The following is a 20,802-nucleotide window of genomic DNA, read 5'->3' as shown; positions in this document are numbered from 1 at the left end:
ACCGGCGGCCCTCTTCGGATAGATAATCCTGGAGGGGGCCTGCGGCGTTGGGAGGCAGTCGGGATGGCGCGAATCGGGGTTATGAGCGTGTCCGACGGGCGTGATTATGTGCACGCCGGGATCGCGGAGTTCATCGAGTCGGCCGAGGATCGGCTGGTCGCCGAGTTGCGGGCGGCCGGGCACGAGGTGATCCGGGGTGCGGCGCAAATCAGTACGAACGCACTGGCCGGCTCGGTGGCACGCGAGGTGGCCGCCGCCGGTGTGGATCTCACAGTGCTGCACTATGCGGTCTGGGCGTTCCCGCACTTCACCATGCTGGCCGCGGGTGCGACACCAGGTCCGCTGCTGTTGCTGTCCAACATCGATCCGGTGCAGCCGGGCATGGTCGGCATGCTGGCCGCGGGCGGTGCGCTGGATCAGATCGGCCGCACGCACACCCGGTTGTGGGGCGATCCGGCCGATACCGAGTTGATCGAGGCCATCGGTAGTCAGGCGAGCGCGGCAGCCGCCGTATCGAGCTTGCGCGGGAGCACTTTCGGGCGCTTCGGCGGGCGGCCGATGGGAATGAATACTGCCGTCGCCAATACCGATCAGTGGCAGCGCCTGTTCGGTATCGATGTCGAGGAGATCGACCAGTGGGAGATCGTCCGTCGCGCCGAGCAGGCCGACGCCGGTGAGGCGAAAGGGGCACGAGAGTGGTTGGAGCGCAACACCGCCGGTGTGCACTACGACGGCGTGAAACTTACTCCGGAATTGCTGGAACGCCAGATTCGCTCGTATCTTGCCGTGCGTGAGCTGATCGACGAATGGCGGCTGGACTTCTCGGGTATCAAGGGCCAGCCCGAGCTCACCCAGTATTTCGCCACCATGGATATCACCGAGGCGTTCCTCAACGACCCCTACGATTGGAACGGCCCCAAACAACCCCACGTGTGCGCGACCGAAGCGGATATGGACGGCGCACTCACCATGCGGCTGCTGCAGCAGATCGCCCACACCCCAGTGCTTTTCGCCGATGTCCGGCACTATCACGCCGACCGCGATATCTGGGATCTGTGCAACTCGGGCCAGCACGCCACCTGGTTCGCCGCCCGCAGCGACGAGCCGACCGAGAATCTCGCCAATGTACATCTCTATCCGGAGGTGTTCTTCTTCCCGGCGGGTGGTGCGTCGGTGCACCATCTGGCCGCACCCGGCCGGATGACCTTGGCCCGCCTCACCCGCAAGGACGGCGACTACCGAATGCAGTTGATGCTGGGCGATTTCGAGACCTATGACCAGGCGACCAATGAATCGCTGATGAAACAGTCCACCTGGGAATGGCCACATGCCTTCGCCCGGTTGGACGCACGTGCCGAGGATTTCCTGTCCCGCTTCGGCGCCAACCATATTCACGCCGTCCCGGGCGACCATCGCGCCACGGTTCGGGCCACCTGCGATCTCCTCGATATCACCCTCGACGAGTTCACCCGATGACGAGCGCATTCCTCGGCGTCGATATCGGGACCTCCAGTTCCAAGGGCGTCCTGGTCCGGCCGGACGGCACCGTTATCGCCAGAGCCGAACGAACGCACGGTGTTTCGACACCGCGGCCGGGTTGGGTCGAACACGATGTCGACCAGATCTGGTGGGCGGAGTTCCGCGCGATCACCCGCGAACTCCTCGACGCGGCCGACGGCACGACGCTCGACGCCCTCGCCGTATCCGGCATCGGACCGTGCCTGCTGCCCGCCGACGCCGTCGGAAATCCCCTGCGCCCGGCCATCCTCTACGGCGTCGACACCAGGGCAACCGCCGAAATCGCCGAACTGAACCAGCAATTCGGTGCCGCCGCGGTACTCGAGCGCGGCGGTTCACCGTTGACCAGCCAGGCCGTCGGCCCCAAGTTGCGCTGGCTGGCCCGGCACGAGCCGCAGGTCGCGGCGCGTACCGAGATGCTGTTGATGGCGAGTTCCTTTCTGGTGCATCGGCTTACCGGTCGCTATGTGCTCGATCATCAATCGGCCAGCCAGTGCGTCCCGATGTACGACCTGCGCCAACGAGATTGGGCGCACGATTGGGCAACAATCGTTGCTCCCGGTCTGAAGCTGCCCGAATTGGCCTGGCCCACCGAAGTCGTCGGCAAGGTGAGTGCGGCGGCCGCATCGGCGACCGGGCTCCCCGCCGGGCTGCCCGTCACCACCGGAACCATCGATGCCTGGGCCGAGGCCGCCAGCGTCGGTGTCCGGGCACCCGGCGACGCCATGATCATGTACGGCACCACCATGTTCCTCGTGCAGGTGCTGACCGATCCCCGCCCGCATCCCGGCCTCTGGCTCACCTGCGGCACCTGGCCCGGCACCTACACATCGGCGGCGGGCATGGCGACCTCCGGCGCGGTCACCGATTGGCTGCGCAAACTCGTCGGCGGCGACTTCGCCGACCTGGTGGCCGAGGCCGCCGAGGTTCCGGCGGGCAGTCGCGGCCTGCTCGCGCTCCCATACTTCGCGGGCGAGCGCACACCGCTGTTCGATCCGGATGCACGGGGCATTATCGCGGGCCTCACCCTCGGACACGGACGTGCGGAGCTGTACCGGGCGGTGCTCGAAGGCATCGCCTACGGCGTGCGGCACAACCTCGAAGCGATGGCAGGCGGACAGGCCCCGCGACTGGTCGCCGTCGGCGGCGGCACCAAGGGCGGGCTCTGGACCCAGATCGTCAGCGATGTGACCGGCCTGCCGCAGCAACTACCGGCCGATACCGTCGGCGCCTGCCTCGGCGACGCGCTGCTCGCGGCGGAGGCCGTAGGCGTCGATACCGCGGGCTGGAATCCGGTCATCGGCATGGTGGAGCCCGATGCGGATCGTGGTGCGACCTATGCGTGGTACTACCGCCGCTACCGCGAGTTGTACGAATCCACCGCGGACATAGCGCATTTTCTGGCGGCGGAGCAACACCGATCCGCTCACCTCCCGTAAGCCGCCGCCTATGCGAGGATGCAGGGTTGCACACAGGACAGCTATCGCGAGGACCTCGATGCCGACAATGACCGTGACCCGAAATAATTTCGATGCGACCCTCGCGAACAGCCACATCGTGCTGATCGATTGGGGTGCGCAGTGCTGTGAGCCGTCGCGCCGTTTCGCCGAGGTCTTCTCGGCATCCGCGAACCTGCACCCCGAAATCGTCTATGGCACAGTCGATATCGATACCGAGAGGCAGCTGACCGAAATGGCCGGAGTGTCGGCCTACCCGACGCTCATGGCCTTCCGCGAGGGCCTGCTGGTCTATTCGGAGGCCCGTGCCCTGCCCGCCGAAACGATGGAGGAATTGGTGCAGCAGATCCGCTGGCTGGATATGGACCAATTCCGGCGTGAACTGGCGCAGCTCTCGGCGAGCGTCTCGGTCGGCGAGCCCGAACAGCCGCCGACCACCATCGCCTACCAGAAGCGCGCGGGCCACGCCGCTGTCACCGACCGATACGGCTGGCCGGGGCTGTGACCGTCCTCGGATCGGCATCGGAGCTCTGGCGGCTCGACTCCGCGCGCACCCGCTCGATCAGTGCGGAGAATCCGACCGGCTCCCCCGGTGCCGGGGCTCGCGCGGTCGAGGGCACCGGCGCACATGCGGCGCGGCTGCTCGGTCCCGGCTGGAAAGTCTCCCCCTCCATTCACCTCAATGCGGGCGAAACCGTGACGCTCGCAGATATTTCCGGCTCCGGCGTGCTGCGCCACTGCTGGCTCACCACCGACCGAACCGTGCTGCGGCAGCTCACCCTGCGCATGTACTGGGACGACGAACCCGAGCCGTCGATCGACCTGCCACTCGGCGATTTCTTCTGCAACGGCTGGGACGAACTGGCACTCGTGCAGTCGGAGATGGTGGTGGTTGCTCCCGCCGGTGGTCTGAACAGCTTCTGGCCCATGCCTTTTCGTGCGCACGCCAAGATCACACTGCACAACGGCAGCGACCGTGCGGTGCCGGTCTACTACCAATTCACCTATACCGAGGAAGATGTCCCCGACTCCGCCGGATATCTGCACGCGCTACGCCGCCACAGCACACCACTCGGCTCGCCCGCCGTGCACACAATTCTCGACGTGGTGCCGGGTCCCGGCCGATATGTCGGCACCTACCTGGCGATTCGGCCCGGCGCGCCGGGCTGGTGGGGTGAGGGCGAGCTGAAGTTCTACCTCGACGGCGACACCATCCATCCGACCCTGTGCGGCACCGGCACCGAGGATTACTTCGGCGGCGCGTGGAATTTCGATCTCGACGGCGCCTACCGCACGTATTCGACGCCCTATCTCGGCCTGCACCAGGTTCTGCCGCCCGATGAGATCTACCAGCCGCATCAGCGATTCGGCATGTACCGCTGGCATATTCGCGATCCGATCTGCTTCCAGCAGGGGTTGCGCGTGACGATTCAGGCGCTCGGCTGGCAGAACGAGGGCACCTATCTGCCGCTGACGGAAGCCGATATCGCGACAACTGCGCTGTGGTACCAAAGCCGCCTAGCCTCGGTCTAGCTCGTCGTCATCCGGAAGTTCCATGGCGAGCAGCTCGTCCGCACGGCTCAACGCATCGTCCATCACCGACTCGATGCCGTCCATGACCGAAAGTCCGTCCAGCAGACCGGACAACTCGCGTCGGGCCGCTTCCAATTCCGCAATCGCCGGATCGACGCGATACCACCCGACACTCTCACGCCACCAAGCGTTTTCGTCGATCCAGGCCCACATGACATCGCGCACGAGCTTGGCATCGGGGGTGTATATCTGGAAACACTCGTCGGATCCGGCCGCACGGTGCTCGAGTTCGTACACGCCGTCGGGCAGCAGGCGCGCCTGGATGTAGGCGTGCTCGCCGCGTTCGACCACGATCGCCGGATATTCCGGATCGGGTGGTTCACGCAGCAGATCGTCCAGCAGCGGATCCGTCAGGGCGGGCAATGTGGTCCCGTCGCCCGTGCGGACGTGCACGTCGGTGTGCCGGTCCGGGTCGTCGTTCACCGCGACAGTCTGCCTCATCCGGAAATCCGCGATGCTGCGGGTCGAAATGCGACGGTGCGGCGGGGTTGGGGTGCAAGGTAGTGCTATGCGCGCGGTCGTGATCGAGACGCCTGAGGAATTCGCCGTACAGAACGTGCCGGATCCGACGCCCGGGCCCGGCGAGGTCGTGGTGCGGGTGGACGCGGTCGGGATCTGCGGCACCGATGTGCATATTGCCGATGGCGAATTCCCGCCGACACCGTATCCGATCGTGCCCGGTCACGAGTTCGCCGGTTCAGTGGTGGCACAGGGCACCGACGTCGACGGTGTGCGGATCGGCGATACCGTCGCGGTGGACCCGTCGTTGTTCTGCGGCGCGTGTCACTACTGCGCGGTCGGGCGCGGGGTGTTCCAGCAGTTCGGGGTGGCTCCGGGCGCGGCGACCGCGTCGATCTCCCCGTTCCGGATCTACAACGACGAGATCACCATTGTGGGTTCGATGGCGGTGCTAAACAGCTTCGGTCGCGCGGTGGAACTCCTGGGCAAGGGCGTGATCGATGCGAACACCATGATCACCCACAGCTTCGGATTGGCCGAATTCGCCGATGCGCTCCAGACTTTCCGCGCAGGCAACGGCCGTAAAATCCAGCTCAGGCCAGGTGCGTGATGGCTACCGTCGCGGGGGTCGACAGCTCCACCCAATCCTGCAAGGTCGTCCTGTGCGATGCGGATACCGGCGAGATCCTGGAGGAGGCGCGCGAGTCGCACCCGGACGGCACTGCGGTGCCCGCCGAATCCTGGTGGCAGGCACTGTGTTCGGCGGGCAAGGGGTTGTTGGATCGGGCCGATGCGGTGGCGGTCGCGGGGCAACAGCACGGGTTGGTCGCACTGGACGCCGATGGTCGCCCGGTCCGGGACGCGTTGCTGTGGAACGACATACGATCCGCCGACGCGGCCGAAACGTTGATCGCGGAACTGGGCGGCCCGCAGGTCTGGGCCGACGCCGTGGGCAGTGTGCCGCTGGCCGCATTCACCGTCGCCAAGCTACGCTGGCTGGCCGATCACGAACCCGAACATGCCGACCGCACACACCGGGTGCTGCTTCCGCACGACTATCTGACCTGGCGGCTACGAGGTGGGCCGTCCGATCCCACCGTCGAACCGACCACCGACCGCGGCGACGCCTCTGGCACCGGATACTGGTCGCCCGCGACCGGTCGGTATCGCAAAGATTTACTCGCCCATGCCTTCCGGGGCCGGAACCCAGAACTCCCCCGCGTCGCCGGACCCGCCGAAGTGGTCGGACGCACCCCGGCGGGTGCACTCGTCGCGGCGGGCACCGGCGATAATCCCGGTGCCGCACTGGGTTTGGGCATCGCAGACGGTGACGTCGTCATCTCACTCGGTACCAGCGGCACCGTCTACACCCGTGCCGCCGCACCAAGCGCCGATGCCACCGGAGCCATTGCCGGATTCGCCGACGCGACAGGCGCATTCCTGCCACTGGCCTGCACACTCAACGCCGCCCGTGTACTCGACTCGACCGCCCGATTGCTCGGCGTCGACCTCAACGGCCTGGAAACCCTTGCGCGCCAAGCACCGCCAGGTTCCGAAGGCGTCGTCATGCTGCCCTACCTATCCGGCGAACGCACCCCGAACCTGCCACACGCCACGGGAAGTCTGCACGGTCTACGACCGGAAACCTTGCGCCCCAGCCATATTGCGCGCGCCGCCGTCGAGGGCATGCTCTGCAATATGGCCGCCGCGCTCGACCATCTGCGCACCTCCGGAATCCCGATCCACCGTGTGCTGCTCATCGGCGGTGCCGCCCGCTCCGCCTTGGTCGCCGAACTGGCCGCCCAGATCTTCGGGCTCACGGTCACGGTCCCGCAGCCGAGCGAATACGTCGCGCTCGGCGCCGCCCGACAGGCGGCCTGGGCCCTGGGCGGCGCCGCACAGCCCCCGAGTTGGCCCGCACGCACCATCGCCGAGGTCCGCGCTCCCAGCGACGGCGGGGCGATCGGGCGGCAGATCCGAACGACGTACGAGAGCGCACGGCATGCCCTCTACGCTCGATGAATACGGTGCCGAGGGAAAACGGGCACGCTGCAGGTGCGGTACTTGGCATCCTCCTCACGGCTAAAGCCGGGGGATTCCAACCTCAATGGTTGGGGGTTCCTGCTTCACGGACCGCCCAACGGCGAGGTCTCCACAGACCGTCACCGCCAGCCCGGCGGCAAGAATGTTCTTCGCCGCGTTCACATCCGCGTTCTCACAGTGCCCGCAACTGGTACACCGGTAAACCGCTTGGCTCTCACGGCTCACCGGGTCCACACTGCGACAGCGAGAACACCTCAACGACGTGTACGCAGCCGGTACCTTGACGACCTGCGTGCCCGTGTAGCGGGCGGCGTTGCGCAACGCCAGCTCCAGCTGATGCCACCCCTTTGCGAGAATGGTCCGGTTCAACCCGGCTTTCTGGGCGACTCGACGACCCGGTTCGGTAATCGTGCCCTTGGCGCTGGCGGTCATGGCGCGCGTGTTTTCTCCGATCAAGGGCGGGCACGGCGCGCCCTCGTCGCCAAGCGGCTACCCGGTGTCGTCGGGTATGTCCACGATGGCGACGAACCCTGCGAAGCCGACCATGCCATACCGGGCAAGCTCTTCGAGCTGATGTCGCGTTTCGCGCCGATCGCGACCTGGTTGGCGGGCGGGGCGCTGATCGGCCTCGGCTGGCTCTCGGTCGCCATGCTCGGCCCGCTGGTCGGCCTCGGCATCATGGCCGGAATGCTGGTGGCGACTTACATGGCACTCGAGGTCGCCTGACCTTTTCGAGAGGCCGACGCCATGCGACCATGTAACCGGTACTCCCGGTATCTCCTACATGGCTGTGAGGGGCTGAGATGGCTCAGTGCGATTTGGTGATTCGCGGCGGATCGGTATTCGACGGGCTCGGCACACCGCCGCGCCTCGCCGATATCGGAATCACCGACGGCCGGGTCACCGTGATCAGCGCCTCGGCGTTGCCCGACGGTGCGCGGACAGTGGATGCGACGGGCAAATGGGTGATGCCCGGAATGCTCGACGTGCATACGCATTACGACGCGGAGGTGCTCGGCAACCCCGGTCTCGGCGAGTCCGTACGGCACGGCGTCACCACTGTGGTGTTCGGGAATTGTTCGTTGTCGACGGTGTATTCCGAGGCCGAGGATTGTGCCGATATGTTCGCGCGGGTGGAGGCATTGCCGTGGGATGCGGTGCATGCCGCGGTCAAGGAGCACAAGGACTGGGACGGTCCGCATGCGTACGCTCGCACCCTCGCCGCGCGCCCGCTCGGTGCGAATGTGGCTGCGCTACTGGGACATTCGGATATGCGGGTCGCGATAATGGGGCTGGCTCGGGCCGTGGACGCGGCGGCGCGGCCGACCGAGGTGGAATTGGACCGTATGCGTGAGATGCTCTCCGACGCACTCGATGCCGGTTTCCTCGGGCTGTCCACCATTCGCAGTTCGTTCTCCAAATTGGAGGGCGTGCGCTTCCCCACCAGACAGCTGCCGTCGACCTATGCCACCTGGCGCGAATATCGAGCTTTGAACGACATTCTGCGGCAGCGCGATCGGATCCATCAGAGCACGCCCAACCTGACCGCCCGCGTCGAGATAGCCCGCTACTTCGCCGAGAGCGCAGGCCGACCGTTCCGTAAGCCGCTGAAGACCACGCTGATCGCGGGGATGGACGTCAAGGCCGACCGCACCGTCGCGCGGGCCGCCACGACCGCCGCCTGGATCGCGAATATCGTTGGCGGAGCGCAATTCCGGTGGCAGCATCTGCCGGTGCCGTTCGAGGTGTACGCCGATGGTATCGATCTGGTGGTGTTCGAGGAATTCGGCTCCGGCGTCGCGGCACTCAATATCCGCGATGTGATGAAGCGCGGTGAACTGCTCGCCGACGAGTCCTACCGGCGACAGTTCCGCCAGGACCTCAGCAAGAAATACGGTCCCCGCGTATGGCATCGCGACCTCTACGACGCCCAGATCGTCGCCTGCCCGGATCCCGAGGTCATCGGCAAGTCCTTCGGCGAGGTGGCCGACGAGCGCGGCATCCATCCGGCCGACGCCCTGCTCGACCTCACCGTCGAGCACGGTGCGCAATTGCGTTGGCGCACAGTCATCGCCAATGATCGCGACGAGGTGATGGACCGGCTCCAGTGCTCCCCCGTCGTCCAGGTCGGCTTCGCCGATTCCGGTGCCCACCTGCGCAATATGGCCTTCTACAACTTCGGCCTGCGCATGCTGGAGCGCGTCCACCGGCGCGCCTTCATGCCGCTGGAGACCGCGATCCACCGACTGACCGGTGAACTCGCCGACTGGTACGGCCTGGATGCGGGCCGCTTGACCGAAGGCGCCCGCGCCGATATCGCCGTCATCGACCCCGCCGGATTCGACGGCTCCAGCGCCGCCTACGCCGAAGCCCCCGTCCCCGGTATCGACGGCCTGGACCGCATGGTCAACCGCAACGACCGCGCCGTCGCCGCAACCATCGTCGCCGGTCACCTTCTATACGAATACGGAACCTTCGCACCAGGTTTCGGCACCACCACCCACGCAGGCACCTTCCTCAAAGCCAGCTAACCCACTAGCCCGCCAAACTCCCGCACACCGAGCTGGACAAACGATCACGTGGAAACCATGGCGGCAAATCGCGAGAGGCTCCCACCACCAGTTCCACCTGATCTTGATCGATTCCCGGAGCTGCGGGCGGTGCCACCGTTCGCGGTGACACCGGCACACGGTCAGTGGTTGGTCAGGAGCTTTGTCTTCAGGGCCTCCAGTGTTGTGGCGTCGATCCCGAGACCATCGCTGAGGAAGCTGTCGAACGAGCCGTAGGACGCTTGGACCTGGTCGAATGCCGCGTCCAGGAATTCGCGTTGCACACCGAGGATCGGCTCCCAGAGCGCACGATCGGTCACCAAGCCCTGGGCGACGAGGCCGTCCAGCAGTGCCTTGTTCCCGGCCGCCAAATTGTCGTTGGAGTCGGTGAAGTCGTTGTAGATCTGTCCCTTCGGCACCTCGAGCGCGCTCATCAGGATCGCGGTCATCCAGCCGGTGCGGTCCTTACCCGCCGTGCAGTGGTACAGCACCGCACGCTGCGCGGTCGCGATGTCCTTGAACGCCTGTGCGAACTGGGCGCGCGCGGTGGGATTCGAAACGAACCACGCGTAGTAGTCGCGCATGATCTTGGCGGCCTTGCCGTCGCCGAGCGCCTCCTGCTGGGCGGCCGGTCCGGCCTGGATCAGCCGCGCGACCATGAGGTAGAAGTCATTGGCCGGATCGTAGACCGGCTGTTCGGTGCGGCGGATCGATGCCGGGAGCTTATCGGGATCGCGGCCGGTTTCGGTGGGGCTGCGAAAGTCGATGACCTGAGTGATGTTGAGCGACACCAGCTTCTGCTGTTCGCTCGCGTCGAGTTTGGCCAGCGCGTCGGAACGGTACACCGCGCCGGTCACGAGCTTGCTGCCGCCCTTGGCCGGATAGCCGCCGATATCGCGGGCATTCGGCGCATGCGCCAGACCCATCGGCCGATCGGCCTGGCCCGGGGACCGCAGCACCGGCACGGCCGGCCCCGAGAACGCCGGACCCGCCGACGCCGGTCCGGCCAGCGCCGGGAGAACGCCGACCAGCACTGCGGCCGCGGCCGCGATCGTGCCGCGGAAAGCGCGCGAATTCTTCACGAGGGGTGTTCCTTTCATCAAGGGCCGCATAATGGTCTGCGACCCGAGTTCGGGCCGCGCTCAGTCGGCCAGCAGCGTGACCGTCCCGGCCGCGCCGTCCACGCGCACACGCTGGCCGTCGGCCAGGCTGGTGGTCGCGGTCTTCGTGTCGACGACACAGGGAATGCCGAATTCGCGGGCGACGATCGCGGCATGGGACGCGGACCCGCCGATATCGGTGATCACGGCGGCGGCGTAGGAGAACATGGCGGTGTGGCCGGTGTCGGTCACCGCGGCGACCAGGATGTCGCCGGGCTCGATATCGTCATCCAGCGACAGCACCAGCTTCACCCGGCCCTCCACCACACCGGCACAGACACCGATACCGGTCAGGCTCTCGTCGGCGGTGAGCGCCGCCGCGTCGGGTACCGGCTCCCATTGTCCGGCAATGACATCGGGCATCCTGATGGTTTGCAACCGAATGCGTTCCGCGCGCCTGCGCGCCACCTTGTCGGCCGCATCCGCTGGGAGACAGAAGATTTCGTCCAGCGTGAGATAGCAGGCGTCGTCGATTTCGCGCAGCCGACCGACGCGAACGAGCCGATCGGCCCGCTCGCGCACGGCAAGTCGCAGGCAGTGGGTAATCCGGACGACGCCGTCGCGTGCGCGTTCCCGGGCCACGGTGGCTCCTGCGGCCATCCGAGCCGTGCGACTCGGCGACGAATCCACGGAGTCGCGCTTGGGCGCCGGCATCTGCGCAGCGCGGGCGGCGGCGCTCACCAAAAGGGCGGGCCGGTCACGGAATGTCGGGTTGAGCAACTCACATTCACCGGGACCTCGGTGCCCGACCTTGGCCAACTCCTCGTCGAGCGCGGCGGCGAAGGCGGGTGATTTCGCCCGTGCCGCATCGATATCACCGGCGCGCGCCAGCTCGGCGAGATCGGTGTCAGCGCGGCAGAATTCGGCCAGACGTTCCACCGCGAGCATGGGCTTCGCCGATTCCAGCCGAGTCAGGTCGATCGGAACCTCGCCGGCATGCTTGCCGCGTGCGTGGATGGCGGTGGCGGCGCCGGTCATCATCACACCGATCGCCGCGGCCTGCCACGCCTGGTGCAGACGATCGCGCCAGAGCAGAGCGCGGACGTGCAACTGCTCATCGGACAGTTCGCGAATCTCGTTCGCGTTCATTGCTTCCGCATGAGATGCGGCATTGATCAGCTCGGCCGTCTTGCCGAAACGGCGGGCTGTGGCGATGACCCGGGAGGTCGCGCGCCCGGTCGCCAGCGTGCTGGCCGGCCCGGTCGGCATCGGTGGCTTGCCGTGCGGCTGCAGGGCGATTTCGGCCGGAATATTGCCGTAGGCGTCGCGGCGGATGCTCTCCTCATCCCAGCCCGGCATATTCTCGGCCGCGAGCACGCCGATCGAGGCATTGATGTAGATGTGGTGGCCGAGCACCGTGGTGACCCGACTCGTCCAGTGTTCCAAGGCGATGCCGTCGAGTGCGATCATCTCGCCCATGGCCTCGTTGCTGAGGCGGATGGCGCCGGCCTGCAGGTCGATGGTCAGGGGTGTCATCGGGCCGGGCAATGCTTCGGAGGTGTTGGTTGCGGTGTGCACCGGGTAGCGCTCGTCGACCCGATCGTCGAATTCGCCCTCGAGACCTTCCGGGGCGACATCGGTGAGCGGATGGTTGTCCGACGTGGCGGCACGAGATGGAATCACGTGTGACGGCAACGGGATTGCGCCCCTGCGCGTGCGGAAGCCGCCGCCATCGGGCTTGCGGCCGATCATCCCGCGCACCATGTCGGCGATGACCTCGCGTGCGGTCCAGCCGCAGCGGAAGCCCCACTTCTCCTGTGCGACAGTGGGATCCAAGAGGGGTTGGCGACCGGACCAGCCGGGCACCCAGGCCGAGTAGCGTACGTCCGCTTCGCGCATCATGCGGCGCACCTCGTCGGTGGTCACCACGCCGGAAGCTGCGAGTTCGACGATCTCGAGCCCATCTTCGCTATGACCGGACGGCAGCGCGGTGGCGGCCAGTACCAGGAAGCGGTCCAGGTCGTCGCTGTGCAGCAACTGAAATCCGGCATCGGACTTCGAGCCGAGAATCGGCACCAGTGCACGGCGGGTTTCGTGTCCGATACGACGCCCGGCGATCGGCGCGGTGCGCACCAGCACGCTATCCGAGCCCGACGCGCGCAGCACCGCTGTGGCCTTGGCGTCCGAAAGCCGCGTCGAGCGCGAACTGACCGGAACCACCACTCGCGCACCGGCTTTGCGTGCGGCGGCGGCGACTTCGGCGAGCCCGCTGGCTGCCAGATGTACGACGCTCGCGCAGCCGTCGACAGCGTCGGTGTGGTCGGTCGTGAACCGCACCCGCGGATCGATGTAGCGGTGCCACCGCTGGTCCAGCCCGACCACTTCGTGCCCGGCGGCCAACAACATGCGCGCCACCGCGCGACCGCTCGGCTCGGTGATTCCGGTGACCAGGACCCGCATCGATTTCCTCTCCTCACTGGCGCCGGGATACGCGAACGTGACGCCGTTCACACACCATCGCGAGTGCGGGACGCCGCGATCGGTGCCAGTCCCGCTGAACGGGAGTACCCGGCTCGACCACCGAGATGATCGATTCCGGCATCCGGTGGATGCGCGCAGCCTCGATGCCATGACGGTCCGCAAATCGGTCGCGCCGCGTGCCGCCGCCGAGGTGAAGTCCTATGACATCGAGACCGACGTGCTGGTCGTCGGGTACGGCAGTGCGGGGGCTTGCGCCGCATTCGAGGCCGCGACGGTCGGTGCCGAGGTTTTGGTGCTGGATCGGGCCGGTGGGCCGGGTGGTGCGTCGGCTTTGTCAGGTGGCGAGATCTACCTCGGCGGCGGTACGCCGATCCAGCGGGCGTGCGGGTTCGATGACAGTCCCGAACAGATGGCGGCATTCCTGGTGGCGGCGCTCGGGCCGGGCGCGGATGTGGCGAAAATCGTGCACTACAGCGAGCACAGCGTGGCGCATTTCCACTGGCTCGTCGATCGCGGTGTGCCGTTCAAACCCAGTCTCTGGAATGCTCCCGCCTGGGTACCGCCAACCGATGACGGGCTCATGTGGCTCGGCGAAAACAGTTGGCCGTTCACCGAAATCGCTATCCCGGCCCCGCGCGGGCACCGGCCTACCGCGCATGACTTCGGCGGAAGGCTGCTGCTGGATTGTCTGGTGTCGGCGGCCGAATCTGCCGGTGTGACAGCGCAATACGACACTTACGCGACGAATCTGCTTCTGGGCGAAGATGGCTCGGTGGTCGGCGTGGTGGCCCGGCACTACGGCAAGGAGCTCATGATTCGGGCACGACGCGGATGTGTGCTCACCACCGGCGGTTTCGTCGACAACGACGATATGCTCACCGCCCACGCGCCACGACTGCTCGGCCATACCAAGGTGAGCGCGGGCACCGACGACGGCAGCGGCATCCGCATCGCACAGGCCGCCGGCGCCGCCGTGCGGCATATGTCGGCCGGTCAGGTCGGTGCTTCCCTGATTCCGGGTTTCGCCGCGCGCGGCATGATCGTCAACCATCGCGGCCAGCGCTTCGTCAACGAGGACACCTATCCCGGCCGCATCGGCCAGGCCGCGCTGTTCGGTCACGATATGAACGTTTGGGTGGTGCTCGACGAACAGGGCTACGAGGAGGTGCCCGAACGCGAACGCTGGGGTGTGCGCCCGACCCACGTCGCCGAATCCATCGACGAACTCGACGAATTACTCGCCCTACCGCCCGGCGCACTCATCGCCACCATGAACCGCTACAACGAATTCGCCTCGCGTGGAACCGATCCCGACTTCCACAAAGCACCGCGCTGGCTGCGCCCACTGAGCCCCCCGCTGGCCGCCATCGATGTGAAAGCGGGCGTCCGACCGCCCTCGGAATCCGGCAACCGCCGCGGCACCGGAGCCTCCGTTTTCACCCTCGGCGGCCTCCACACCACCCTCGACGGCCACGTCCTCAACCTCGACGGCCTCCCCATCCCCGGCCTCTTCGCAGCCGGCCGCGCCAGCTCCGGCCTCCACGGCGAGGGCTATATCAGCGGCACCTCCCTGGGCGACGCCACCTTCTTCGGCCGCAAAGCCGGCGCGACCGCCGCGCACTGACGCAATCAAGATCAGGTGGCACTGGTGGTGGGGGCTTCTCGCGTTTTGCCGCCATGGTTTCCACGTGATCGCATGTCCAACCGAGGGCGCGGAGGGCGCGGGGAGGGGTGGTTCCCAAGGGTGGCAAGGGAATGGCTTTGCGTGGTGGGGTGGCGGCGGCGACCATGCTAGTTCGCTGCTCTTCGGCGGATGGTGCGGGAAGGTGAGACGGATGCGGCTGATCATGATCGATGGTGAAGCCGATGACGGCGACGCGCTGGCGCAGGGGCTCGAACTGCACGGTCATCAGGTGGAGCGTAAGCATCGCGGGGCCGATCTACTCTTGGCGCATCACGGCTATCACGCCGTTATCCTCGACATGGGCCTGCCGGATATGGATGGGTTGCAGGTGTTGCGCAAGTTGCGCGAAGTCAGCTCGGTGCCGGTGGTGATTCTCGGCGAGCACGCCGATGAGCGTTCGATTGTGCTCGGGCTGCACAGCGGCGCCGACGACTATCTCGTCAAACCCGCGCGCATCGGTGAGTTGGCCGCGCGGCTGGAGGCGGTGACGCGGCGGGTCGGCGTTGCCAGCGTTGCCCGGGGTAAGACGGTGACCAGCGAAGATGTTCGCGTAGATCTCGCGGCGCGGCGGGTGGAGGTGGCCGGGGAACTGGTTCCGCTCACCCGGCTGGAGTTCGAGTTGCTGCGGGTCTTGGCCGAGCGGCCCGGAATAGCGGTCAGCCGTGAGCAATTGATGGACTGCGTCTGGGGCGACTCGATGCTTGCGGTATCGCGGAAACTGTATGTGCATATGGCCTCGTTGCGCGCGAAGTTGGACCGCCCCGGGCTGATCACGAATATCCGCGGCTACGGCTATCGGTGGGGTCCGGACCCGTACGACACCACCGCCGAATCGAATTTGCTGCACGCGGTATAGACGCCGACCTCCGAGCGTTCCGATCACCGGGACTTCCTCCCGACGCGCCGCCACGGCCGCCATAGCGTCACAACTATGGCGTCGTCCGGCACACCGGTCGCGAGAACATAGGAGGACTCCCGTCATGGTCAATAAGGTGCTCGATCGGGTTCGGGATCTGCTCCCGGCAATCCGCGAGCGAGCCGCGGAGACCGATCTGCAGCGGCGGGTTCCGGTGGCGAGCATCCGGGAACTGACCGAGGCGGGGGTGTTCCGCATGCTGCAGCCGTCGCGTTTCGCCGGCGACGAGGCCTCCCCCGTGGCGTTCTACGAGGTCATTCGCACGATCGCGTCGGCCTGCCCGTCCACCGGCTGGGTGTCGTCGGTGCTGGGCGTGCACCCCTGGCAGCTGGCACTTTTCCCGCTGCAGGCGCAGGAAGAGGTGTGGGGCGAGGATTCCGACACGCTCATCTCCTCCTCGTACGCCCCGACCGGTCGACTCACGCCGGTCGACGGCGGTTACGAGGTCAGCGGCCGGTGGAGTTTTTCCTCCGGCTGCGACCATGCCCAGTGGGCATTCCTGGGCGCACTGGCCCCGGACGAACGGGGCAATCCCAAGGACTATCTGACAATCCTGGTGCCGCGCAACGACTATCGCATCGATGACGTCTGGCACGTCGTCGGCCTGTCCGGCACCGGCAGCAACGATATCGTCATCGAGAAGGCCTTCGTGCCGCATCACCGCGCCTACAGCGCCACCGAACAGTCACAGCTGCGCGGTCCCGGCCAGGAAGCCAATCCCGCTGCGCTGTACAAGATTCCGTTCGCGGGCGTCTTCTCCAATACCATCACCGCGCCCATCATCGGCGCCGCACAGGGCGCGTACGAGGCGCATATCGAGCGGATGCGCGAGCGGGTCCGGCTGTCCTACGGCGGGCAGAAGGTGGCCGAGGACGCATTCGCCCATGTGCGGGTCGCCCGCGCGGGATCCGAAATCGACGCGGCCATCCTGCAGATGGAACACAACATTTCCGAGCAACTGCGTTATGCCGAAGCGGGCGAAGAGATTCCCTACGAAACCCGGTTGCGCACCCGCCGCGATCAGGTGCGCGGCACCGAGCGCGCGATCCAGGCGATCGAGCTGCTGTTCGACAACTCCGGTGGCCACTCGATCCGCAAACCCAATCCGATCGAACGACATTGGCGCGACGCACACGCGGGCAGTGTGCACGTCATCAATGATGTCGAGCGCGCCCTCGCCATGTTCGGCCGCGGTGAATTCGGGCTGCCGGTCGAAGATCGGATGGTTTGATGGACGCGGCGGATACCAGTCGCCATATCACCGTCGACGGGCTGAAACTTCGCTACCACGAGGCGGGTTCGGGTCCGCCGCTGGTGCTGCTGCACGGATCCGGCCCGGGTGTGTCGGGCTGGGCCAATTTCGGCGCGAACCTGCCGATACTCGCCGAACACTTCCGCTGCCTGATACTGGATCAGCCGGGCTTCGGCGCGAGTGAGCGCCCCGAGGTGTACCAGCGCAACTATCTGCGCATCGCCGCCGACGCGGTGCTCGGTCTGCTGGATCGACTCGAGCTGCCGACGGTGCACCTGCTCGGCAACTCCATGGGTGGTGCGGTGGCGACGCTGGTGGCGCTCGAGCACGGCCGGCGCATCGATCGACTGGTGCTCATGGCGCCGGGCGGTGTCGGCGTCAATGTGCTGGGACCCGAACCGTCCGAAGGGATTCGGCGGCTGCTCGACTTCACCGGCGAGCCGACCCGGGAGCGCGTACTCGCCTGGCTGCGGACCATGGTGTTCGACGAGGCGGTACTCACCGACGAGCTGGTCGAGAACCGATGGGCCGCCGCGGCGGATCCGACCGCCATCGCGGCGATCCGCGACGCCTACGCGACCTTCGCGAATCCCGCCTTCGCGGAACCGATTCCGCTGTGGGCACGGCTGCGCGCGCTGCGCAATGAGGTGCTGCTGCTGTGGGGTCGCGATGATCGGGTCACTCCGGCCGAGGGTGCGCTGCTGCCCGCACGTCAGCTACCGAATGCCGATCTGCGGCTGTTCGGGCGCTGCGGGCACTGGGTGCAGATCGAGCGCAAGGACGCCTTCGAGCGCGCGGTCATCGACTTCCTGAACTCCGGCCTGTAGCGCCGACGCCGAGGCGACATAGGCATCACTATGTCCGGCCGATGTCGCATTAATTCGCGAGATCAATTCGCGGTTCGCCAGTTACAGTCGGCCGGTGACGTGGACAGCACCCGAGATCACCAGAACCAAGCCGCCGCTGGTCGCCGACGAGCGGACCATGCTGCAGACCTGGCTGGACCTGCACCGCCGCACGCTGCTGTGGAAGTGCGCCGGGCTCGAGTCCGAACAGCTGAAGCGGCGCTGCGTCGCACCCTCGACGCTGTCGCTGCTCGGCCTGGTCCGCCACCTCGCCGAATGCGAACGCGGCTGGTTCCGCATCGCCACCTGCGGCGAACCGCTGGATTACCTCTACTGCAGCGAAGACAACCCGAACGGCGATTTCGACGATATCGCCAATGCCGACGCCGCCGCGGATCTGGCGACGCTGCACGCGGAGATCAAGTTGGCCGACGCCGCCGTCGCGGACCTACCCCTCGACCATGTCTTCGCTCATCGCAGCACCGAATACAGCCTGCGCTGGGTCTATGTGCACATGATCGAGGAATACGCGCGACACAACGGCCACGCCGACTTCCTTCGCGAACGCATCGACGGCGCGACCGGCGACTGACGCGTCAGATCTGATTCCGGCTGACCCACGCGGCGATCTGCGTCCGCGAGGTGAAGCCCAATTTGGTGAGAATGTGGTCGACGTGGCTCTCGACGGTCCGAATCGAAATCACCAGCTCACTCGCGATGCTCTTATTGCTGTAGCCCGCCCCGATCAACCGCGCGACTTCACGTTCGCGCCGGGTAAGCACATCCGCCGCAACGGTTTTCACCGGCGCGGCACGCAGCGGCGTGCCGAGCGAGAAAGCGACCGCCTCCTCCAACCCCAAGGCCGCACCCGTATCGAAGGCGGCCCGAAACTCCTTCTCGCCCATCGCATCGCGCACCTGCAGGCGCACCTTGTCGCCGACGAATTCGGTCATCTCATGGGCGAGCCGCTGGGTACTGCCGCGCCGCACCGTCGATGCCGCACCCATCAGCCGCGCCGCACGGTTCAGGTCGCCATCGGCCGTCGCCACCCACGCGAGTCCGTCGAAACCGGACGCCGTCCACACGCACCGATCGAACAGACTGAACAGCTCGACCGCCTTGCGTAGCTCCGCAATCGCCTGCTCCTGCTCGCCTTTACGCCAGCGGTCGGTGCCCACCGCCCAATGCCCCAGCCCGCCCAGCAGGTGCGAGCCGTAGTCCTTGGTCTTGGCGAGGAAGCGATCCGCGATCGCGCCGGCCCGCTCGTCGTCCAACACCAGCGCACACACATACGCGAAGGCCGAACTCTCCATTTCGACGCCGTGGTGGGCGCAGGCCCGCGCACGGTCCGACGCCGCCTCGGCGATATCGAGTGCCCGCCTCGGTTCATCGTTGGCGAATGCCAGCAGCGCGGCGAGCAGGGCATGTTCGACGAGCACGTCTTCGGCATCGAGTTCCGTTGCGATGTGCAGACATTCGTCCGCAAATCGCGTCGCGGTCTCCGGATCCGACAGCATGGCGGCGATCACCGAGGCAGCGGCCAGTGCCCGCGCTCGATCCTTCGTGTGGTCGAGATCCTTCTCCAGCGCCTCCAGGAGCCAGCGATAGCCCTCCAGTAGGAAGCGGTAGTGCTCCCAGAACGGTCGCAGTTCCGTCGCGATTTCCAGTGCGCGATGGGCACTTTCCGGATCGGCGAGCGAGAACTGCAGTGCCGCACGCAGATTCGGATGTTCACGGGTGACGTCACGGAACCAGGTGACATCCTCGCTGCCCCAGTACGCGGTGCGACCCTGCGCGGCGATCCCGTGGTAGTAGTCGCGATGACGTAGCCGCACCGCCCGCTCACCACCGCGGGCGACCAATCGCGCCAAGGCGAACTGACGCAACGGTTCGAGCATGGTGTATCGCCCGGTACCGTCGCTGTTCTGCCGGTAGCCGAGCACCGACTTGTCCACCAACCCTGTCAACGCATCCAACAGCACATCCGGGACCACGCAGACCGCCTCCGAGGCCTCCAGGTCGAAACCACCCGCGAAGACCGACAGCTGCTCCCACAGGCGCTGCTCGTCGGGCGTGCACAGGTCGTAGCTCCACCGGATGGCGGCCTCCAGGGTCTGCTGTCGCTCCGGCGCGGTACGCAACCCGGCGGTGAGCAGCCGCATCGCATCGTCCAGGCGTGCGAGCACCTGATCCGGTGTGAACATCCGCAACCGCAATGCCGCCAGCTCGAGTGCCAGCGGTATACCGTCCAGGCGACGACAGATAGCCGCGAGCACCCTGCGATTGGCATCGGTGACCTGGAAATCGGGGTTCGCGGCAACGGCCCGATCGATCAGCAGCCGCAACGCATCGCTGTCGACGTGCGCCGGACGTGCCTCGTCCTCGTCCACTTCCGGCACCGCGAGCGGCAGCACCGGCATGACCTGTTCCCCGGAGACCCCGAGCGACTCACGGCTGGTCGCGAGAATCCGCACGTGGGTGGTCGTCGGAATCAGCCGGTCCACGAGTTCCGCACATGCGCCGATCAAATGCTCGCAGTTGTCCAGGATCAACAGCAGGCTCTTGTCGGCCAGGAATTCGGTCAGGCCGACGACGGGTGAAGTGGTGTCGTCGCGCAGACCGAGCGCCTGCGCGACGCTCAACGCCACCAGCTCCCCGTCGTGCACATGCGCGATCTCGACGAGCCAGACACCGTCGGGAAAGGCGCGGCGCACCGCCTCCCCCACCCGACGGCTGAGCCGGGTCTTCCCGACGCCGCCCGGCCCGGTCAGGGTGAGCAGCCGCGTGCTGGACAGCAGCTTGCGCGCCGTGGCGACCTCGGCGTCACGACCTACGAAGCTCGTCACCTCAGCGGGGAGGTTCCCTGTCACGTGCCGCACCACGCTGCATACCTTTTCATGCGCGG

General features: G+C 66.7%; 18 protein-coding genes. 13 read left to right on the top strand and 5 right to left on the bottom strand.

Going from position 1 to position 20,802, the window contains the following annotated elements; all coding sequences use genetic code 11:
• The first annotated feature begins 63 nt into the window (after positions 1–63).
• The 4 genes from OIE68_RS05270 (at position 64) to OIE68_RS05255 (ending at position 4,508) form a co-directional block, all read left to right on the top strand.
• A complete protein-coding gene (locus tag OIE68_RS05270; protein ID WP_327098261.1) occupies positions 64–1,476 on the top strand; it encodes an L-fucose/L-arabinose isomerase family protein in 1,413 nt (470 codons plus the stop codon).
• A complete protein-coding gene (locus tag OIE68_RS05265) occupies positions 1,473–2,957 on the top strand; it encodes an FGGY-family carbohydrate kinase (protein WP_327098260.1) in 1,485 nt (494 codons plus the stop codon). Before OIE68_RS05270 ends, OIE68_RS05265 begins: the two co-directional genes overlap by 4 nt.
• A 67-nt stretch (positions 2,958–3,024) precedes the next feature.
• A complete protein-coding gene (locus OIE68_RS05260; protein ID WP_327098259.1) occupies positions 3,025–3,480 on the top strand; it encodes a thioredoxin family protein in 456 nt (151 codons plus the stop codon).
• The gene (locus tag OIE68_RS05255; protein ID WP_327098258.1) at positions 3,477–4,508 is read left to right on the top strand and encodes a glycoside hydrolase family 172 protein; all 1,032 of its coding nucleotides are present in this window, start codon (positions 3,477–3,479) and stop codon (positions 4,506–4,508) included. Before OIE68_RS05260 ends, OIE68_RS05255 begins: the two co-directional genes overlap by 4 nt.
• Here the strand turns inward: OIE68_RS05255 and OIE68_RS05250 are convergent.
• Complete coding sequence (locus OIE68_RS05250; protein WP_327098257.1) at positions 4,494–5,009, bottom strand: hypothetical protein; 516 nt, start codon at positions 5,007–5,009, stop codon at positions 4,494–4,496. The two genes, OIE68_RS05255 and OIE68_RS05250, sit on opposite strands and share 15 nt — an antisense overlap.
• A 67-nt stretch (positions 5,010–5,076) precedes the next feature.
• Here OIE68_RS05250 and OIE68_RS05245 point away from each other — a divergent pair, with 67 nt between their 5' ends.
• Both OIE68_RS05245 and xylB read left to right on the top strand, forming a co-directional pair.
• Complete coding sequence (locus OIE68_RS05245; protein ID WP_327098256.1) at positions 5,077–5,637, top strand: alcohol dehydrogenase catalytic domain-containing protein; 561 nt, start codon at positions 5,077–5,079, stop codon at positions 5,635–5,637.
• Positions 5,637–7,049, top strand: coding sequence for a xylulokinase (xylB, locus tag OIE68_RS05240; RefSeq protein ID WP_327098255.1), 1,413 nt, complete (start codon positions 5,637–5,639; stop codon positions 7,047–7,049). The genes OIE68_RS05245 and xylB overlap by 1 nt, the downstream gene beginning before the upstream one ends.
• 60 nt (positions 7,050–7,109) lie before the next feature.
• On the opposite strand, the gene OIE68_RS05235 is transcribed toward xylB, so the two are convergent.
• Positions 7,110–7,502 (bottom strand): transposase, encoded by a 393-nt coding sequence (locus tag OIE68_RS05235; RefSeq protein WP_327098254.1) that lies wholly within the window; start codon positions 7,500–7,502, stop codon positions 7,110–7,112.
• Between OIE68_RS05235 and OIE68_RS05230 the strand changes: the two genes are divergently transcribed.
• Together OIE68_RS05230 and OIE68_RS05225 are read left to right on the top strand one after the other, a co-directional pair.
• Positions 7,407–7,796 (top strand): hypothetical protein, encoded by a 390-nt coding sequence (locus tag OIE68_RS05230; protein WP_327102064.1) that lies wholly within the window; start codon positions 7,407–7,409, stop codon positions 7,794–7,796. The genes OIE68_RS05235 and OIE68_RS05230 overlap by 96 nt on opposite strands.
• Before the next feature lie 77 nt (positions 7,797–7,873).
• Entirely contained in the window at positions 7,874–9,601 is a 1,728-nt protein-coding gene (locus OIE68_RS05225; protein WP_327098253.1) for an N-acyl-D-amino-acid deacylase family protein, read from the top strand.
• 161 nt (positions 9,602–9,762) lie between these two features.
• On the opposite strand, the gene OIE68_RS05220 is transcribed toward OIE68_RS05225, so the two are convergent.
• Together OIE68_RS05220 and OIE68_RS05215 are read right to left on the bottom strand one after the other, a co-directional pair.
• Positions 9,763–10,701: a tyrosine-protein phosphatase gene (locus OIE68_RS05220; protein WP_327098252.1), complete on the bottom strand. Its 939-nt coding sequence runs from the start codon at positions 10,699–10,701 to the stop codon at positions 9,763–9,765.
• Positions 10,702–10,761: 60 nt separating this feature from the next.
• On the bottom strand, positions 10,762–13,179 hold the full coding sequence (locus OIE68_RS05215; RefSeq protein WP_327098251.1) for a PEP-utilizing enzyme: 2,418 nt from the start codon (positions 13,177–13,179) through the stop codon (positions 10,762–10,764).
• Between the two features lie 169 nt (positions 13,180–13,348).
• Between OIE68_RS05215 and OIE68_RS05210 the strand changes: the two genes are divergently transcribed.
• The 5 genes from OIE68_RS05210 to OIE68_RS05190 all read left to right on the top strand — a co-directional run bounded on the left by OIE68_RS05210 (position 13,349) and on the right by OIE68_RS05190 (position 18,489).
• Positions 13,349–14,824, top strand: a complete 1,476-nt coding sequence (locus OIE68_RS05210) for an FAD-dependent oxidoreductase (RefSeq protein WP_327098250.1) — start codon at positions 13,349–13,351, stop codon at positions 14,822–14,824.
• Between the two features lie 211 nt (positions 14,825–15,035).
• Positions 15,036–15,740, top strand: coding sequence for a response regulator transcription factor (locus OIE68_RS05205; RefSeq protein ID WP_327098249.1), 705 nt, complete (start codon positions 15,036–15,038; stop codon positions 15,738–15,740).
• Positions 15,741–15,864: 124 nt separating this feature from the next.
• Positions 15,865–17,031, top strand: a complete 1,167-nt coding sequence (hsaA, locus tag OIE68_RS05200; protein ID WP_327098248.1) for a 3-hydroxy-9,10-secoandrosta-1,3,5(10)-triene-9,17-dione monooxygenase oxygenase subunit — start codon at positions 15,865–15,867, stop codon at positions 17,029–17,031.
• Complete coding sequence (locus tag OIE68_RS05195; RefSeq protein ID WP_327098247.1) at positions 17,031–17,879, top strand: alpha/beta fold hydrolase; 849 nt, start codon at positions 17,031–17,033, stop codon at positions 17,877–17,879. Before hsaA ends, OIE68_RS05195 begins: the two co-directional genes overlap by 1 nt.
• 94 nt (positions 17,880–17,973) lie before the next feature.
• Positions 17,974–18,489 carry a DinB family protein gene (locus OIE68_RS05190; protein ID WP_327098246.1) on the top strand — a complete coding sequence of 172 codons (516 nt, stop codon included), beginning with the start codon at positions 17,974–17,976 and terminating at the stop codon, positions 18,487–18,489.
• Positions 18,490–18,493: 4 nt separating this feature from the next.
• Here OIE68_RS05190 and OIE68_RS05185 read toward each other — a convergent pair whose 3' ends face one another.
• Positions 18,494–20,767, bottom strand: a complete 2,274-nt coding sequence (locus tag OIE68_RS05185) for a LuxR C-terminal-related transcriptional regulator (protein ID WP_327098245.1) — start codon at positions 20,765–20,767, stop codon at positions 18,494–18,496.
• Positions 20,768–20,802 lie beyond the last annotated feature (35 nt).

Origin of the sequence: Nocardia vinacea (assembly GCF_035920345.1) — a bacterium.
GTDB lineage: Bacteria > Actinomycetota > Actinomycetes > Mycobacteriales > Mycobacteriaceae > Nocardia > Nocardia vinacea_A.
This window is presented reverse-complemented; position numbering and strand designations above follow the sequence as displayed.

What these genes read in the sequence shown, in the direction of transcription:
- OIE68_RS05245 (WP_327098256.1), top strand. Translation starts at nt 5,077, where the DNA reads ATGCGCGCGGTCGTGATCGAGACGCCTGAGGAATTCGCCGTACAGAAC.
- OIE68_RS05225 (WP_327098253.1), top strand. Translation starts at nt 7,874, where the DNA reads ATGGCTCAGTGCGATTTGGTGATTCGCGGCGGATCGGTATTCGACGGG.
- xylB (WP_327098255.1), top strand. Translation starts at nt 5,637, where the DNA reads ATGGCTACCGTCGCGGGGGTCGACAGCTCCACCCAATCCTGCAAGGTC.
- OIE68_RS05235 (WP_327098254.1), bottom strand. Translation starts at nt 7,502, where the DNA reads ATGACCGCCAGCGCCAAGGGCACGATTACCGAACCGGGTCGTCGAGTC.
- OIE68_RS05195 (WP_327098247.1), top strand. Translation starts at nt 17,031, where the DNA reads ATGGACGCGGCGGATACCAGTCGCCATATCACCGTCGACGGGCTGAAA.
- OIE68_RS05265 (WP_327098260.1), top strand. Translation starts at nt 1,473, where the DNA reads ATGACGAGCGCATTCCTCGGCGTCGATATCGGGACCTCCAGTTCCAAG.
- OIE68_RS05270 (WP_327098261.1), top strand. Translation starts at nt 64, where the DNA reads ATGGCGCGAATCGGGGTTATGAGCGTGTCCGACGGGCGTGATTATGTG.
- OIE68_RS05250 (WP_327098257.1), bottom strand. Translation starts at nt 5,009, where the DNA reads ATGAGGCAGACTGTCGCGGTGAACGACGACCCGGACCGGCACACCGAC.
- OIE68_RS05230 (WP_327102064.1), top strand. Translation starts at nt 7,407, where the DNA reads ATGCCACCCCTTTGCGAGAATGGTCCGGTTCAACCCGGCTTTCTGGGC.
- OIE68_RS05260 (WP_327098259.1), top strand. Translation starts at nt 3,025, where the DNA reads ATGACCGTGACCCGAAATAATTTCGATGCGACCCTCGCGAACAGCCAC.
- hsaA (WP_327098248.1), top strand. Translation starts at nt 15,865, where the DNA reads ATGGTCAATAAGGTGCTCGATCGGGTTCGGGATCTGCTCCCGGCAATC.
- OIE68_RS05215 (WP_327098251.1), bottom strand. Translation starts at nt 13,179, where the DNA reads ATGCGGGTCCTGGTCACCGGAATCACCGAGCCGAGCGGTCGCGCGGTG.
- OIE68_RS05210 (WP_327098250.1), top strand. Translation starts at nt 13,349, where the DNA reads ATGACGGTCCGCAAATCGGTCGCGCCGCGTGCCGCCGCCGAGGTGAAG.
- OIE68_RS05205 (WP_327098249.1), top strand. Translation starts at nt 15,036, where the DNA reads ATGCGGCTGATCATGATCGATGGTGAAGCCGATGACGGCGACGCGCTG.